This is a genomic window from Mucilaginibacter sp. P4_A11, from assembly GCF_056402535.1.
In genome coordinates, this window is record NZ_JBFUHE010000008.1 from 95,184 (window position 1) to 112,241 (window position 17,058).

Genomic DNA, 17,058 nt, shown 5'->3' on the forward strand with positions numbered 1-17,058 from the left:
AAAACCAAATCCCTTAGTTTTATGATCACAATTATAAACACACGATTATTATGATCAACCGAACTATGATTAACAGGGTGGTACTGTTTGTGGCTCTCATCGTTATGGCTGTTTTTACGGCGGTAAATGTTAACGCACAAAGCAAAAAGAATTTCAAAGTAATAGCCTTTTACACCGGCCGGAATGACCTGGCTCATATCAGCTTTATGCACGAGGCAAACCGCTGGTTTCCGGCTATGGCTAAGAAGTACAACTTTACTTACGATAGCACCAATAACTGGGCAAACATGAACCCAGAGTTTTTAGCCAAATACCAGGTGGTTATATTTTTAGATACCCGAGCCGATAACCCGAAACAACGTGCGGCTTTTGAGCAATATATGAAAAAGGGCGGCGCCTGGATGGGGTTCCACTTTTCGGCCTTTGCGCTTACCCCATCTGATTTTCCGCAAAATTGGGATTGGTACCATAACGAGTTTTTAGGTTCGGGGCAATATGTAAGCAATACCTGGCATCCAACGCCCGCTATTTTACATGTGGAGGATCCCAATCATCCCGTAACCAAAGGATTGCCGGTAACTTTTAAAACAAACCCCAACGAGTGGTATCGCTGGGAGCATGACCTTCGCAAAAATCCCAATATTGATATCCTGTTGGCAGTCGACTCAACAAGTTTTCCCTTAGGCACCGGCCCAAAACAATACGAGATCTGGCATAGTGGTTACTATCCCGTAGCCTGGACTAATAAAAACTACCGTATGGTTTATTTCAACATTGGTCATAATGCCATGGACTATGATGGCGGTACCAACAAAGAACTTTCCCAAACTTTTGAAAATGCCGATGTGGATAAACTGATCATCAATTCATTGTTGTGGCTGGGGAGAGGAAAGTAGTGTCACCAGTCCCCTGAAGAGAAAGTTTTATTTTTGCGCAGGTTTAGGCGTCCACGCCTGAACCGTTAACTTAAGGAAGAAAAGCGCGGGCTTGTGCGATTCCCCTCTTGAGAGGGGGGGAGGGGTGTGTTTCTGCTTTGATAAACCAATAGCAGAAACACACCCCTGCTACCACACATTCCTACGCGCCCCCTCTCGAGAGGGGATTTTAAAATCCTTTGTTGATTAATTGCTTAAGTTAACGACTATGGCGTCCACGCCTGAACCTTGTCAGGGAAGGAGCCTCCGCGCTCCCGGCCAAATTGAGTTCGTGAGCGAAGATGTTCATTTTTTGCTGAATAAAGCGTGGAAGTTTGGTCAACATAGGCAAAACCTCGCGTATTCGGGCGCAAAAAAATATCCGAAAAACAAACCATTAAAATGGTGTCGCTACTTTGTCAGCACACGAGGCAGATAAAGCCGCCAATTTGTTTTTCTCAAAAAACGCTAAAAAATCAGCAAAAATTACGTTTTTAAATGCTGCTGTTTTTGATCTTTAAAAAAAACGAATTTTAAACTCTTTTTAGTTTTAGGTGTTGATTATCAGTGCTTTAATAATGTTTCAAGTAAATGGTTAAAATATTGAATATCAACGTGTTTCATTAAAAAGGTGTTCCGCGTTTCTACACTCAGAATTTGGAACACTCCTGTTTTTCCAAAAAAGAACGCCGGGAGAATTTTAATTTTTTATGGAGAATCAAAAAATTGGGACACACGTTTTGTTACAACCAGAACACCGGGCTTCGTCGGGATAATGTAAACAAAATACCTTTCGGTATATTTTGAAGATGCTATTGTTTATTTTGCCGTTGAAATTCTGCTTCGCCTATGAAAAAGTTAAAAACGGTATTTAACCAGGTAAAATCTCTTAATGGTGCCGAAGCGCCTGATATGGTCAACTTGTTGTGGCAATTGATCTGTTACTCTCCTAAAATGCCGGTTCGTTTGCAACAACAGCAATTGCTTGACGAAGCCAAGTCTTTTACCCTTGAGGTCGGCGATCCGCATTTTGCCAAGTCGGCTTTAAAATTCAATGGCTTTATCTGGGGAGATGGGAAGCGCAAAATACTCATCACCCACGGCTGGGGCTCAAAAGCCGCCGACTTTGCCGAACTCATTACCGCCTTGAAGAATATTGATGATACACAGGTAATAGCCTTCGACGCGCCGGGTAACGGCAGTTCGGAAGGGGAGCTGTCAAACCTCCTGCTCTTCGCTAAAGCAGCCGAAGCAGTGATCAAAATGTTTGGTGCGCCTGATGTAGTTATCGGTCATTCATTAGGGGGCATGGCCAATGCCATCGCCATAAAGGAAACCGGGATTAAACCTGCGTTGCTCATCAGCATTGCCCCGTTGATCAATCTGAAAGAAAATTTCATAGCCAGCCTGAACGCCGCAGATGTAGCCCAAGGTTTGCAGGATAAATTCTTTGTTGATTTTGAAAACTTGTTTGAAATGGATGCTTTGGATTTTACCCTCGATAATTTATACCCGGCTGATGCCATTACCCGGCATTGGCTGGCCTATGATCCGGAGGATAAAATTGCACCTTTTGCGTTCCTGGAGAGTTTTCTTACCGCTCATCCCGAAATTGAAACCAAAGTATATGAAAGCCCGGGACATGAACGGATTATTAAAGATGATAGTGTTATAGCAGATATCGTTAACCTCATAGGTTAATTATTTAGCGGCCATTACCTCATCCATAGCTTTCATAAAAGTTGTTACCTCAATTTCGTTCCGGTGCTGGCTTAAATATTTAAGCAGTTGTCTGTGGGCGTCGGCAGGGGTGATCAGATAATCGCCGCCTACACCGTGAAACATAAAGATGCCCAGTCCGCCGCTTTGCTGTACTTTCTTTACAAAATCTATCAGAGCTTCGCCTGTTACCGGGTTGCCTGTTACACCCCATGAAGGTACCTTTAGCGGGTCGAGATTTTTAAAATCGGTGATCACAGCGTCTGGTCCGCCGCCTATGCGGGCATATTTTGCGAGGCCAGCTTTACGCAGGGTATCGACATAGTTGATACCGCCAGCCTCAACCTCGGTACATGGGTAGGCATAGGTACGGCTACCTGTTTTACCATCTACAGCAAAAAGCAGCGTGTTCATTTCATTGATCTCGCGCAGCATCATATATGGTGTATAAATAGCCGAATTGTTAGCTGGGTTGGCTTTCACGTTCGTGAGCAGGCAGGGGTGATATAAAGTGTGATTGGCCAGCTCATAACCTTTTTTGCCCACCTCGCGCCAGCGGGGCAAAGTAGCTTCGGTCATGTTGCCCATTAAAAAGAAGGTCGCGGTAAGGTGGGCCGAATCAAGCTGGGGGATGGCGATGTTTAATTGCGAGTTGATACCATCATCATAAGTAAGCACAATGATGGCTTTCTTGCGTTTAGTTTGTTGTGCGTTGGCAATGACTACCAAACTTAACGATATAAGAAACAAAGCTAATTTTTTCATCACGAGGGCTTTTGATTGGTTGCCCTAAAATAAAAAAATCCGGCTGATAACCGGATTTCTTTATAAGTTTAATATACCTCGCTTTGCACTCCCGAATAATACTTCAATTCGATGAGATCATGCGGAAGTGTTTTGGTATTCCAAGCATGGTGAATAGCCAGCGCGGTACCTACAGCAGTGGCTTGCGCCATTGATGCGGCATATACTTCCAGGTGCGGAAACGCAAGCGCAAGCAAATGCATGAAAACACTGTTCTTACTAAAACCGCCGTCCACAAAAATGCGCTTTACCTTGCAGCCGTTTAAAACATAATTGGTTGATATGGTTTGTTGGGCAACAATATCGATCATGAGTTGATGGTAAGCTTCAACATCGTCGGCAAAACTGTTCAGGTCGCGCTGCTCAAATACCGATTTCTGTAGCTCGCCCTCATTTTCGTTTGCCTGTAATGATGGCTGATTATTTAACCGGGCGGCTATAGCAGGATCGTAGGTTATGGTACGATACCTGATCTCGTCCTGGTTAAAATGGGCGGCTATCCGTTTTACTTGCTGCTCGTATTCATATCCTGTAAACAGGCGCGATGCTTTTACCGGGCTGCCTTTATATTGCAGGTAGTTAAGGCAATCGTGCTTTAGCTCTCCGGCAGTAAGCGGCGTTTGATTAAAAGGGTTCAGGCTGATTGACCATGTACCTGTAGAGATCAGCACAAAGGGCATATTAAAGCTCACGAGGTAGGGGATCAGCGCTGCCGAACTATCATGCAGCCCGATACCAACCTTGTAAGTACTGCCCGGAAACTCGGCAGGAAGTACATTATCTGCAGGATGCAGCGGGGCCATTTTGGGCAGGATCTCTTCGTCGCTGAGCCAGTTATGATAGCTGTTTTTACCAAAATCCCAAAGGGCAGTATGGCAGCCTATGCTGGTTAGGTCACTCACCATTTGCCCGCTGATGAGGTAGCTCATGTATTGGGGCAGGTGCAATGCATATTTTACCCGCTTAAATACCTCGGGCTGCTCATATTTCAACCTGTACAACTGCAAGCCCGAATTAAGGTTGCCCAAAACGGGCGAGGCGGTTTCTAAAGCAAACCTGGCTTCATCGCCATAGTTTTCATAAAACTGCCTGCCCAGTTCCGGCGGATATAGTTTAAGGTAATTATACAGTGGGGTAAGCGGCTTGCCATATTCGTCAACATAAACAAAGCTGGCTCCGTACGTTGAAAAGTTGACCGCTTTAAGGTCGAACTCCTTATGCTTGAAAATTTCGCGCAATGAGTCAAACACTGATAGCCTCAGGCTGTCGAGGTTTTCACATGCGTCGCCATCTTCGTCGTGGGTTTCCAAAAAGCGGGCTGTCCGCTCAAAAACTATCTTGTAGTTCTCATCAAACAGGAACAGCTTCTTGTTGGTTTTACCCACATCAAAAACGGCTATAACGGGTATCGGCTCCATGGCTTACAATCCGGTTGATACTGCTTTTGCTCCCCGTTCGCCAATCAGCTGCTCCCTGATGCTTTGTTGCCTGTAAACAGCTAAAGGGTTCAATGCACCGCCTGCTCTTAAACGTGCTTCGGCCAATAACGGACGGACATCGGTACGGTAGGCCTGCTGCAAAATTTCTTGTGCAAGCACTACATCATTATCTTGTTGTGCCTGTACTAAAGCTGGAGTATCTACCAAAAGAGCTTGTGCGTAGGCTATCTTAATGGCTTCTACAGATTGAATTAAATCCTCAATCGGATCTTTTATATTATGCGATGCATCGATCATCCAGCCGATAGAAGTTGCATGTGTCATGCCACGGGCATCCATACCTTCAACCAGTTCGTTAAAGATCAGGAACAGTTGATATGGATTGATACTGCCTACAGTAAGGTCATCATCGCCATATTTTGAATCGTTAAAGTGGAAACCGGCAAGTTTGCCTTCCATCAGCAATAATGAAACAATCTGCTCAATATTGGCACCCTGTAAATGGTGGCCAAGATCAACCAATGTTTGTGCTTTTTGACCTAATTTAGATGAGAGCAGGTATGATTGGCCCCAATCGCCGATGGTGGTTGAATAGAAGTTTGGCTCATAAGGTTTGTACTCTACCCAAACTTTCCAGTCATCAGGCAGTGCTTCATAAATCTCCTGTAAACTCTCTAAAGTACGCTCAAAAGCACCACGCATATTCAGTTGACCGGGGAAATTTGATCCGTCCGACAACCAAACTGATAAAGCCTTTGAATCAAGCTCAACACCATATTTGATCACCTCAATATTATGGGCAACAGCCTGCTTGCGCACAGCTTTATCCACATGATGTAAAGAGCCAAATTTATAGCTGTATTCCTGCGATGCCTGGTCCTGGAAGGTATTAGAATTAACGGCATCAAAATGCAAACCTAATTGTGCCGCATGGGCTTTAACCGCCGATGCATTAGATGGGATATCCCATGGGATGTGCAGTGATATGGAATTACTGCTGCGGTTAAGCGCATGGATCAGCCCCACATCTTCAATTTTTTCTTCGAGGCTGCGAGGCTCGCCGCCACCCGAAAACCTGCCGAAACGTGTGCCGCCCGTACCTAATGCCCAGCTTGGGATGGCAATATTAAAATCAATCAGTTTTTGCAGAATGGTGTCCAACTCTTTTACATCGCCGGCAACAAAATCAAATTTGCGCTGATGATCTTTCTGCTGTTGATGATTGGCTTCATCAATTTTATATTTTTCTAACTGCATAATTGGTATTGGTTATGATTAGCAAGTCAAGCAAGTTCAAGCGTCCACGCTTGAACTTGCTAAATTTATAAATTATGTCATTGCGAGGGACGAAGCAATCGCATGCTATACAGAGTGGCTACGTATGGCGGCCATGCTTCCGAGCGATTGCCACGTTATCGCTCGCAATGACATGGGTTATTGAAATTACCTTACAAAGGCCATCGCCACACCACCATCAACATTCAACACGTTACCGGTTGATTTGTTGAGCAGGCCGCCGGTAAAGGCGAAACAGGCATTAGCGATATCGGCAGGTAAAATCACCTCGTTCAATAATGTACGTTTTGCATAGTAAGCCGGCAGTTCATCTACGGTAACACCATAGGCTTTAGCACGGCCTTCGGCCCATCCGCCGGCCCAAATGTTGCTGTCGCTGATCACAGCATCGGGGTTAACCACGTTTACACGGATCTTATCGGTACCCAACTCGGCAGCATTCAACCTGCTCAGGTGCAACTGTGCCGATTTAGCTGAGCCGTAGCCTGCGTTGTTTGGTCCGCTCACTAGGGCGTTTTTACTTACAATATTAATGATATCGCCACCGATGTCTTGTTTTTTCATAACAGCAACTGCTGCCTGGGTAATGAAGAACTGGCCTTTAACCAAAACATCATATAACAAATCCCAGTCTTTTTCGGTATGGTCGGCAATTGATTTAGAGATCGATAAACCGGCGTTATTCACCACAATATCAACACCACCGAAAGCTAAAGCAGCAATTTCAAGTGCTTCGTTTATTTGGTCGGCTTTGGTAACATCAAGTACAGCGGTTGTGTACGAATCCTTGCCGTATTGTTTTTTGAACTCTTCGCCTGCACTATCCAAACGCTCGGCGTTCATGTCATTGAGGATAACTACCGCACCTTCGTCAACAAACTTTTTAGCGATGGCTTTACCAATGCCGCCTGCACTGCCGGTGATCAGGGCAATTTTGCCTGATAGTGCTTTTGGCTTAGGCATTCGCTGTAATTTAGCTTCTTCCAGCAACCAGTATTCTATATCAAAAGCTTCCTGACGTGGCAGAGAAGTATATTCAGAGATAGCTTCGGCACCCTTCATTACATTGATAGCGTTGGTATAAAACTCGGCAGCAACGCGGGCTGTTTGCTTATCTTTTGAAAAAGAGAACAAGCCTACTCCCGGGTAAAGGATGATCACCGGGTTGGTGTCCCTTATTGCCGGACTGTTATCATGTTTGCAAGTGTTGTAATAGTCGGTATACATTTGGCGGTAAGCCTCAAACGCAGGAGCTAAACGCGCTTTCAATGCAGCAACATCGGTCAGGTCTTCGCCCGGTGCAAGATCAAGCACCAGCGGACTGATCTTGGTGCGCAGGAAGTGATCGGGACAACTGGTACCCAACGGAGCTAAACGGTCAAGATCATCGGAGTTAATGAACTCCAGTACGCGGGCATCGTCAGTAAAATGACCAACCATGTGCCTGTAGCTTGAGCAAAAACCACGTAATACCGGTGCAAGGGCAGCAGCCTGTTTTTTGCGACCTGCCTCGTCAAGACTTTCAATTTTTTGACCACCGAAAACAGGTGCTTTTTTACCGTAGTTTTCTTCCAGGTATTCGGCGCAACGCTCAATAACCTCAAGGGTATTGATGTAGCTTTCGTAAGCGGTATCGCCCCAGGTAAATAAACCGTGCGAGCCCAGCATAATGCCGCGGATGCCCGGGTTTTCATCCAAACATTGTTTTAACTGCAGGCCAAGCTCAAAACCTGGTTTTTTCCATTCAACCCAGCCTATGGTACCGTTAAAAAGTTCCTGGGTTATTTTTTTACCGTCTTTTGCAGCGGCGATAGCAATGGCAGCATCGGGGTGCAGGTGGTCAATATGTTTGAAGGGCAGGAAGCCGTGCAGCGGCGTATCAATTGATGGTGCTTTTGAGTTAAGATCGTAGATGCAATGGTTAAACAGCTCAACCATCTCATCCTCAAATTCAACACCGCGATAGATGTTTTTAAGGCTGCGTAAACGATCAACATAAAGGGCCGCCAGTCCGCCTTTTTTCAGCGTGCCGATATCACCGCCCGAGCCTTTGATCCACATTACCTCAACATCATTGCCGGTTAAAGGATCTTTACTGTTAAGCTTGCACGATGTATTACCGCCACCATAGTTGGTAAGGCGCAGATCGGCACCTAAAAGGTTGGAGCGGTATATCAGCAGGGCTACTTCATCGCCAGCCAGTTCGGCGGCTTTTGCTTCATCCCACAAATAGCTTACATGTTTAAATTCAGTTGTTTTCGACGACATATATTTTAATTGTTGAATTATTGAGTTAATGAATTATATGATCTGTTTTAATTGTTTACTTAATTGAATTGCCATAACCCACAACCAGTACCGATAGTACAATGACTGCTATACCGGCTAATACCGTTGCAAATGCTTTTTTGCTTACACCTTTCCACTCTTTAAGTACCAGGCCCCATGTGTTGGCTATCAGGATAATAAAGGCCATGTGCAGGATCCATGAGCTTGCACCGTTGCCCAGTTTGCTTTCGCCCATGCCGTAAAAAAAGAACTGTAAAAACCAGGTTGTACCGGCCAGTGCGGCAAACAAATAGTTTTTAAGGAGGGGTGTTTTCTTGTCGGTATAATTATCAAACGTTTTATTACGGGCGTTTAGCACCATACACCATATAAAGTTAGTGGTTAAGCCGCCCCATAGTATAATAATATAAGTTACATTGTTTGAATACAGGAAATTACCCTGTCCTGGATGCGCCGCTTGCCAGACATGGTTAGCGGTATCAGCCATGGTTTTCCCTGCCTCGATACCGAAGTTGAAACAGGCACTTAAAATACCCGATACTATAGCTACCACTATACCCAAACCAAAGCGGTAATCCTTGTTTTCCTGTGCTATGGTTTTATCTGCCGAGAGTTCTTTTTCCTTGATCATACCGGCTTTACCGCATATGATAATGCCCACAACGCAAAGTAAAATGCCTAATAAAACCATCTGTCCCCATTGGGTGTGCAGCATCAGTGTAAAAGTGTCTTTCCCTTCTTTTGGAAAAAAATCATAATACACTGATGGGATTATCGATCCAAAAACTGAGCAAAGGCCAAGTATAATGGTACTACCCAATGATACCCCTAAGTAACGTACGCCCAAACCGTATGTCAAGCCGCCAATGCCCCACAATAAACCCATAACATATGTCCACCCAAGGGTGGCAGTATCCGTATGACTTATAATGTCGGCGAAGCCTGGAATGGTTAGCCATGCTGCCAGCGGTGGCACAATGAACCAGGAAAAAATGCCGCCTACTATCCAGTAGCTTTCCCAGGCCCAGCCTTTTATTTTTTTGTACGGGATGTAAAAGCTCCCCGAAGCAAAGCCACCGATAAAATGGAAGATGACCCCTAAAATTATTTGCATACTCTTAATTGGTTTATATTGGTAAGGCTAATGTAGATATTATATAATATGGAACTGTCCTTTGCTGTCATGGATATGGCTGTAGACTGTCTGAACTCGAATTTGAAGAATTTATAGAATGGGTAGAATATGAAATTCAATAAATTCTTCCTATTCGTTTAATTCCGGTTCAGACAATCCCGGTTCTGTTTACTATTTTGGCATCAAATACATCACCATGCAGGCATATATTTTAGGCATTGATATAGGCACCGGCAGCACCAAGGCCGTGGCTGTAAGTTTAACGGGCGAAGTGCTGGGTACAGTATCCAATCATTATCCTATTAACAGCCCCGAACCAGGTTACAGCGAACAGGACCCTTTGCTGATCTGGGATGCTTTTTTAAAATGCCTTGCCGACATTACGCTCAAATTGGGTTTGCCTCCGCAAGCTGTGAGTCTGAGTAGTGCCATGCACAGCATTATTCCGGTTGATAAAAATGGAGAGGCCTTGCTACCCATGATGACCTGGGCCGATGCCCGGAGCGAGAACATTGCGCAGGCTTTACGGAAAACAGAGCAGGGTGCATCGCTGTATCATAATTGCGGTACTGCTATCCACGCCATGTCGCCATTAAATAAGTTGTTGTGGCTGCGTGCTAATCGAAGCGATGTTTTTGAAGCTGCATATAAATTTATTTCGATAAAGGAGTTTATCTGGTTCAGGCTTTTTGGTGTTTTTGAGGTTGATTATTCCATTGCCTCGGCAACCGGGTTATTTGATATTGTAAAAAAACAATGGAATGAAGAGGCGCTTGCATTAATAGGTATTACACGTTCAAAACTATCAGCACCGGTTAATACTACTTATTATCGGAGCAATATCAAACCGGAGGTAGCTGCATTAACCGGAATAGATGCCGATACGCCTGTTGTTGCAGGAGCAAGTGATGGAGCCTGCGCCAATTTAGGCAGTCATACTACAGGACCTGATGTGGCGGCGCTTACCATTGGTACCAGTGGTGCCGTACGGATCACGAGTCCGAAGCCGGTATATAACTATGAAGCTATGATCTTCAATTACCTGCTTGATGAACAAACTTATGTTTGCGGCGGGGCAGTGAATAATGGGGGCATAGCGGTTAATTGGCTGCTCAAAAACTTTTTGCAAAAGGACAACCTTACTGCTGCAGACTATGATGCTTTATTTAACGAGATATCAACTGTGCCTGCCGGAAGCAACGGGCTGATATTTTTACCTTACATGTACGGCGAACGAGCCCCGCTTTGGGATACCAAAACCAGCGGCTCGTTTTTCAATATCAAGCCTGCACATACCCGTTCGCACTTTTTACGCGCGGGGCTTGAGGGCATCTGCTTTGCGCTGAATGATGTGCTCAAAACGCTGGAAGATGCATCAGGCGGGATCAATCAGGTAAATATCAGCGGTGGTTTTACCAGTGCGGCGGTATGGACACAGATACTGGCGGATATCACCGGGAAAAGGCTGGCCGTGCTTCAGTCTGAAGATTCATCGGCGCTGGGCGCTATTTATCTTGCTGTACGGGTATTATATCCCGAAAGCTACGATACGCTTACACGAGTTGAGCAACAGGGATTTATCGAACCGGATACCCAGAATCATGAGGTTTATAGCAGAATGTTTCCGGTGTTTAAAAAGCTTTATAGCGATTTAAAGGATAGCATGCATTTGGTGGATGGATGGGAATAGATCTATTCCAACCCCAACCATTTCGCCAATCTCCAGCATCCATATACGATGATGGGGGCAGCCAATACATCAATAGTGTAGTGGATGTGCTGTATCAGCAGCATTATTACCAACAACAATGCAGCAATTAAAGCTATTATTTTGTCTGTCCGTTTCTGGAGGTGCAGGTATACTAATACCATAGTGGCTGTATGTCCTGAAAAAAACAGGTCTTTGGTAATAAAGGTGTGCCCGTAAAAAAAGCTGGTGCTCGGGTCAATAAGCGGAACAAGGCCAACGGGCGGGTTAAGCTTAACCATGCTAATGGTAACAAACCGGGCAATACATACAAAGTTCAGCGTCCAGATATAGGTGATACAGACCCTTGGATTATATAACCCCCGCCACATCATGAGCAGGCCCATGCTCCAGATGAGTATAAAAATCGGTACTGAAAGATCATAAGAGGGTAAATGTGCCAAAATCCAGTCGTGAAGCACAACGCCATCCGTTCTTTTTTCAATATGAATGAAAAAGGAAGGTAACAGGTTGATGATGATAACTATGACAATTGTAGCACTCAATAGCTTAAGCCTGCTGGCTTTTGTACTGTAGGCGCTTTGCCAAAGCTGTTTTATATGATATATGGGAGTTAAATTCAAATCTATTTTCGATATAAGGCCGCAAAAATACGGTTTGCTGCTTAATATTAAGCCATTGTCAGCTGTTTGTTAATTTAATAAGTTTAAATATACATAATAAAAACAAATGCAATTATGTTGCATTAACTTATTTATATTTGCACTATGGATTTTCAAAAGCTTAGTCCCCGGCTGGATAATATTGGTATAACCGCGTCAACCCTTTGTGCTATCCATTGTGCTGTAGTGCCGTTGCTGTTTACCAGTTTGCCGTTGGTTGGTCTCGGTTTTTTAGCCAATGCCTGGGTGGAGTGGGGGATGATCATTTTTGCTTTGGCTATAGGAGTTTATTCTATCGGCATATCCTATCGGCGTACGCATCACCGTTTGGTGCCCTTAATAATGCTGGTATTGGGTTTTGCTATAATTATGGGAGGGCACGCGTTCTCGACAACAGGAAAAGCCGAGGCTATGATAGTCCCTCTTGGCGGGCTGCTAATAGCTGCCGCGCATTATGTAAATTACAAGTATACGGATGCCTGCAATCATGATCATAAGACATATAAACTTAAAAAGGTTGAATAATGGATAAGCGCCACAGGAAATTCTTTTACGCATTTTTGCTGTTTAATTGCTTTTTAAGTCCTGCTTGTAATCATGAAAAGCATACAGCCTTGGTTGTACCAGAACATCATACTAAGCCCATAAAAAATACCGTTATAAAAGCCGGCAACTAATAGCGCATATTATGCGTACCATTATTAAATTAGCGGCCTTACAAATATTTCCTGATTAATACATGACACAAACCCGCGATATTCATCATTTTGAGCACCTGCTTGATAAGCATCACCTGAAAAAAACTGCGCCGAGGCTGCGGGTTTTATCTATGATGTCGGCAAGGCATACAGCCACCTCGCAGCCCGATCTGGAGAGCCTGATGCATGATATTGACAGGGTTACCCTTTACCGGATCCTTAACGCTTTTGAAGAGAAAGGGATCATTCACAAAGTGTTCGATCTTAACGGCACTGCAAACTACGCACTATGCTCGTCAAACTGTGATGAACATGATCATCATGACGAGCACCTGCATTTTAATTGTACCCAGTGCAAAAATGTATATTGTCTTAACGATATGAATTTACCCGCTATCAATCTTCCCGCGGGTTTTGAGCCGCATGGCTTTACCTTGTATGCCCAGGGCCTATGCCCGAAATGCAGTAAAAAGGCGGTGAAAAAATGAAAGTTATCAGTACTTTTTTCAGGGCGGTTATCCTGTTTTTGACATTTCTTCCTTTAAGTTCATTCGCCCAGCAAAAAGATACCATACAGGCTGCTACAACCTTTAAGTTTAAAACGGTTATTATTGATGCAGGGCACGGAGGTAAGGATGCGGGGGCACGCGGCTCGCATTCGTTCGAGAAAAATGTAACGCTGTCTATAGCCCTGAAGCTTAAGGCTGCGCTTGATACCGCCATTACCGATGTTAGATCCATCCTTACCCGTACAGACGATACTTTTATTCCGCTGAACCAGCGTTCGGCTATTGCCAATCAAAACCATGGTAACCTGTTCATTTCCATTCACTGTAATTCATCGCCCGAGGGTACCGCTGCACGTGCACATAAACAAAAAGGTGTGCTGCTATTGGTATACGGTTTTCACCGCCTTAAGGAGCAGGAAGAGGCCGTACGTGAAAATGCCTCAATTTTCCAGGAAAAAGATTACAAACAAAATTACGAGAGTTATGACGAGAGCGATCCTTCAAACCTGATCGTATTGAATGCTTATATTCAAAAATACCGTAAGCAAAGTATCCGCTTTGGCGACCTGCTCGACGATGAGTTTACCGGTGTTGATGGCCGCGAAAGTAATGGTGTGAAAGAACAGGGAGTATTGGTACTGGCTCATAGCGCTATGCCGGCCGTGCTGATCGAAACAGGTTTTATCAACAACCCGGAAGAGGAAGAGTATCTTAACTCAGACGAAGGGCAGCACGAAATTGTAATGTCGATCATCAGGGCACTTCGAAATTACAGGAAAGCGATAGGCTCATAAACAGGATGAATAATATTTAACCTCCCATCAGGGTCTCTTACAGATTTAAGTTAACCCACAAAATTGTTTTGTCGTTTAATCAGCAAGGTGTTTTGTTTTGATCCTTTGGGGCAAAGGGTATTGCTATACTTTTTTATGCTACAAACCTTTTGCACCTCTGGTGCACCTGGCCTTAAGCACCCTTATATTAATACCTGATTATGTTATAAAACCTCGCCGGCCCCAGCGAGGCCGCGTGTTTATAGCCTTAAAAGAGCGCATTTTTTGGCTTCGGTGCCTCCTCATGAAATATTTTTTAGGGATGGTGTGCGGAGGCCGCGTTAGTGATAGGAGCGGATACCGGCCAGTGGCTAAAGCCTTGTGCAGTATGAGCGGATAGCACGGCCGCAGGCAACGCCCATATTTATAAATTGATTAATGAAGATAATTGACAATCAGTATCTTAAATTCACGTCATTGTAATAAAACACGAAGCAATCCCTATAAGCAGGTCCGCCCTGTCGATTTGAGATTGCTTCGTGCTTCGCAATGACGCTTTATTTTCAATTTTAGCCCGCCTCTCAGGCAATCATTACTTTAAATCACACGCTCCAATTACTTTACAGTAACCGTTTTTGTAAAACAGATATTATCCGAAGCGCTTCCTACCTGAATTTCAAATTCGCCGGGCTCAACCACGTACTGCATTTTATCGTTATATAAACCAAGTTCTGAAACAGGTATCTCAAGGGTTACTGTTGCGCGTTTGCCTGCTTTGATCAATACTTTACTGAACGCTTTGAGCTGTTTTACCGGAGTGGCAACCGAGCTGAATTTATCATGAATATAAAGCTGCACTACTTCTTTACCATCCCTGGTGCCGGTGTTTTCTACCTCAACAGATACTTTGATAGTTCCGCCTATTGTCGAAAAAACAGAATCGGCTAAAGTGCAATTGGTGTATTTAAAACTGGTATAGCTTAAGCCATAGCCAAAATTCCAAACCGGTTCTGGTTTATCAAAAATGTAGTGCATCTTAGGATCCTCAGGTGTGCCGGGCTGATCAAATGGTTCTTCCCTGTCAGTTACAAAATGATTATAGTAGCAAGGCGTATTACCGGTACTGCGCGGGAAAGATACATTTAACTTGCCTGAAGGATTTACGGCTCCCGTGAGGATGTCCGCGAGTGTACGTCCCTGTTTTTCGCCGCCATACCATTGCACAAGTACCGCATCGGCATTGTCTTTAACCCATGGCATGGCCAGCGGTTTTCCTGCAATGAATACCACTATCATGGGTTTGCCGGTTGCTTTTATGGCCTTCAATAAATCCAGCTGCGCGCCGGGGAGTTCAAGTGATGACAGGTCAAAGCCCTCACCCGAGGTGGAGTATTTGGGGCTACGACCTAAAAATGTACTGCGCGTACCAATGGCAACTATCGCAATATCGCTTGCCTCTACGGCTTTAACAGCTTCCTGGATGTGAGTTTTATCCTGGCTCCACCAGTCGCAGCCCTCTGCATTGTTTATGGTGACTTTGTTGCCGATAACGTCTTTAAGTCCTTGTAATAAAGTTACACCTTCTTTCGGATCACGCTGTGTCCAGGAGTAATCACCAAAAATGGTTTGGTTACTGTTGGGGCCAACCACAGCTATTGATTTGTATTTAGATAGGTTCAATGGTAAAATATTGTTGCTGTTTTTAACAAGCACAGCGCTTTCATCAGCAACCTCTTTTGATATGGCTACGTTTGCGGCACTGTGTACCACTTTATCAACCTTTGCCGGGTTGCCGTAAGGGGCATCAAACAAACCTAAGGTGAACTTAACCGTCAAAACACGGCGCACTGCCAGGTCAATATATTTCAGGTCCAGCTTGCCGCTTTCCACCAATTTTTGCAGGTGTTGATAAGCATCATCAATATCAAGGTCGATACCGGCGATGAGGGCCATTTTCGCAGCATCTTCCTGCGTTGCAACCGCATGGTGGAACGTTAACAGTCGATCAACAGATCCCCAGTCGGAGTATACATAACCCTTAAAGCCAAGCTCGTTACGCAGTATATCGGTCATGTAATAATGCGAGCCGCTCATAGCTATGCCATCGTATGAACTATAACATGACATTACTGCCAGCGGGTTAGTTTCGGCAATAACCCTTTTAAACGGGTACATATACAAGCTGAGCAGTTCGCGCTCGCCACCGCTTACATTGGCACAATTTAAACCTCCCGAAGGTGAGCCATGGGCCATGAAATGTTTAGGGGTACAGGTGATATTATATTTTTGATAGCCATTTACAAAGGCAATACCCATTTGTGCTATGAGGTACGGATCTTCGCCGTAAGTTTCTTCTACACGGCCCCACCTTAGTTCGCGGGCAATATCCAATACCGGCGAAAGGATCTGGTGAATGCCGATCACATCCGCTTCGGCTCCGGCTGCCTCCGTCATTTTGCGGATTAGGACGGGGTTAAAGGTACTTCCCTGCGCAAGCTCCTGGGGGAATAGCGTACAGCCATTTTGCAGGATGCCTTCAATCCCTTCGGCCGCGGTAAGTATCGGGATCCCCAGCCTTGTTTTGGTTAGCATGTAGGTTTGCAGCTTTTGGTACATATCGGCGCAATCTGACGCTTTCATGTTCATTTCATGCGTGCAACCGTAGCTTTCGCCTTTAAAAATGCCTTCAATTTCATCTGCCCGGCCCGATGCCCTGTTCTGCAACTGCTGGATCTTTTCTTTCAGCGTCATTCGCGTCAGCAAGTCTTCAACCCGGGCGTTTACTGCTGCTTTTTTGTTCTTGTATAGTGGCGTATCGGTTACTGTGCGTAAAGCGCCAAAGCTTTTGATGCCAGGTAAAAGCAGGAATAAGATTAAAATAGATATTTTTTTCATTAAGTGCTAATTAGGTAGTAGGTGTATGTTGGTTTGGGGTTTTAAAATATAGTGCATATCCGCAATCGATTGCGGATGTAGCTGCGAAGATAAAACGTTTAACCAATTGAACAAAATGACTTGACATTAATTTACGGTTATGGATATAGCGGCTGTACTCAGCATTATTTTATGATTACAAGAGGAGCAAAATAGATTTTTAGTCCGGTTTTAGAAA

At 44.5% G+C, this 17,058-nt stretch carries 13 protein-coding genes; 6 read left to right on the top strand and 7 right to left on the bottom strand.

Going from position 1 to position 17,058, the window contains the following annotated elements:
• Nucleotides 1-50: 50 nt before the first annotated feature.
• Together AC1DUD_RS16935 and AC1DUD_RS16940 are read left to right on the top strand one after the other, a co-directional pair.
• Entirely contained in the window at nt 51-896 is an 846-nt protein-coding gene (locus AC1DUD_RS16935; RefSeq protein ID WP_477376407.1) for a ThuA domain-containing protein, read from the top strand.
• 867 nt (nt 897-1,763) lie between these two features.
• Nucleotides 1,764-2,615, top strand: a complete 852-nt coding sequence (locus AC1DUD_RS16940) for an alpha/beta fold hydrolase (protein ID WP_477376409.1) — start codon at nt 1,764-1,766, stop codon at nt 2,613-2,615.
• Here the strand turns inward: AC1DUD_RS16940 and AC1DUD_RS16945 are convergent, their stop codons facing one another.
• The 5 genes from AC1DUD_RS16945 to rhaT form a co-directional block, all read right to left on the bottom strand.
• Nucleotides 2,616-3,398 carry a polysaccharide deacetylase family protein gene (locus tag AC1DUD_RS16945; protein WP_477376411.1) on the bottom strand — a complete coding sequence of 261 codons (783 nt, stop codon included), beginning with the start codon at nt 3,396-3,398 and terminating at the stop codon, nt 2,616-2,618.
• Between the two features lie 68 nt (nt 3,399-3,466).
• Nucleotides 3,467-4,855, bottom strand: coding sequence for an FGGY-family carbohydrate kinase (locus tag AC1DUD_RS16950; RefSeq protein ID WP_477376413.1), 1,389 nt, complete (start codon nt 4,853-4,855; stop codon nt 3,467-3,469).
• 3 nt (nt 4,856-4,858) lie between these two features.
• Entirely contained in the window at nt 4,859-6,133 is a 1,275-nt protein-coding gene (locus tag AC1DUD_RS16955) for a sugar isomerase (RefSeq protein ID WP_477376415.1), read from the bottom strand.
• 186 nt (nt 6,134-6,319) lie between these two features.
• Nucleotides 6,320-8,440, bottom strand: a complete 2,121-nt coding sequence (locus AC1DUD_RS16960; RefSeq protein WP_477376417.1) for a bifunctional aldolase/short-chain dehydrogenase — start codon at nt 8,438-8,440, stop codon at nt 6,320-6,322.
• Between the two features lie 55 nt (nt 8,441-8,495).
• Entirely contained in the window at nt 8,496-9,575 is a 1,080-nt protein-coding gene (gene rhaT / locus AC1DUD_RS16965; protein ID WP_477376419.1) for an L-rhamnose/proton symporter RhaT, read from the bottom strand.
• Nucleotides 9,576-9,792: 217 nt separating this feature from the next.
• Between rhaT and AC1DUD_RS16970 the strand changes: the two genes are divergently transcribed.
• Nucleotides 9,793-11,286, top strand: coding sequence for a gluconokinase (locus AC1DUD_RS16970; RefSeq protein ID WP_477376421.1), 1,494 nt, complete (start codon nt 9,793-9,795; stop codon nt 11,284-11,286).
• 2 nt (nt 11,287-11,288) lie between these two features.
• Here the strand turns inward: AC1DUD_RS16970 and AC1DUD_RS16975 are convergent, their stop codons facing one another.
• On the bottom strand, nt 11,289-11,927 hold the full coding sequence (locus tag AC1DUD_RS16975; RefSeq protein ID WP_477376424.1) for a phosphatase PAP2-related protein: 639 nt from the start codon (nt 11,925-11,927) through the stop codon (nt 11,289-11,291).
• 144 nt (nt 11,928-12,071) lie between these two features.
• On the opposite strand from AC1DUD_RS16975, the gene AC1DUD_RS16980 reads away from it, so the two are divergent.
• The 3 genes from AC1DUD_RS16980 to AC1DUD_RS16990 all read left to right on the top strand — a co-directional run bounded on the left by AC1DUD_RS16980 (nt 12,072) and on the right by AC1DUD_RS16990 (nt 13,967).
• A complete protein-coding gene (locus AC1DUD_RS16980; protein WP_477376426.1) occupies nt 12,072-12,491 on the top strand; it encodes a MerC domain-containing protein in 420 nt (139 codons plus the stop codon).
• 214 nt (nt 12,492-12,705) lie between these two features.
• Nucleotides 12,706-13,152, top strand: coding sequence for a Fur family transcriptional regulator (locus AC1DUD_RS16985; RefSeq protein WP_477376428.1), 447 nt, complete (start codon nt 12,706-12,708; stop codon nt 13,150-13,152).
• Entirely contained in the window at nt 13,149-13,967 is an 819-nt protein-coding gene (locus AC1DUD_RS16990) for an N-acetylmuramoyl-L-alanine amidase family protein (RefSeq protein ID WP_477376430.1), read from the top strand. Before AC1DUD_RS16985 ends, AC1DUD_RS16990 begins: the two co-directional genes overlap by 4 nt.
• Nucleotides 13,968-14,561: 594 nt before the next feature.
• Here AC1DUD_RS16990 and AC1DUD_RS16995 read toward each other — a convergent pair.
• The gene (locus AC1DUD_RS16995) at nt 14,562-16,841 is read right to left on the bottom strand and encodes a glycoside hydrolase family 3 N-terminal domain-containing protein (protein WP_477376432.1); all 2,280 of its coding nucleotides are present in this window, start codon (nt 16,839-16,841) and stop codon (nt 14,562-14,564) included.
• Nucleotides 16,842-17,058 lie beyond the last annotated feature (217 nt).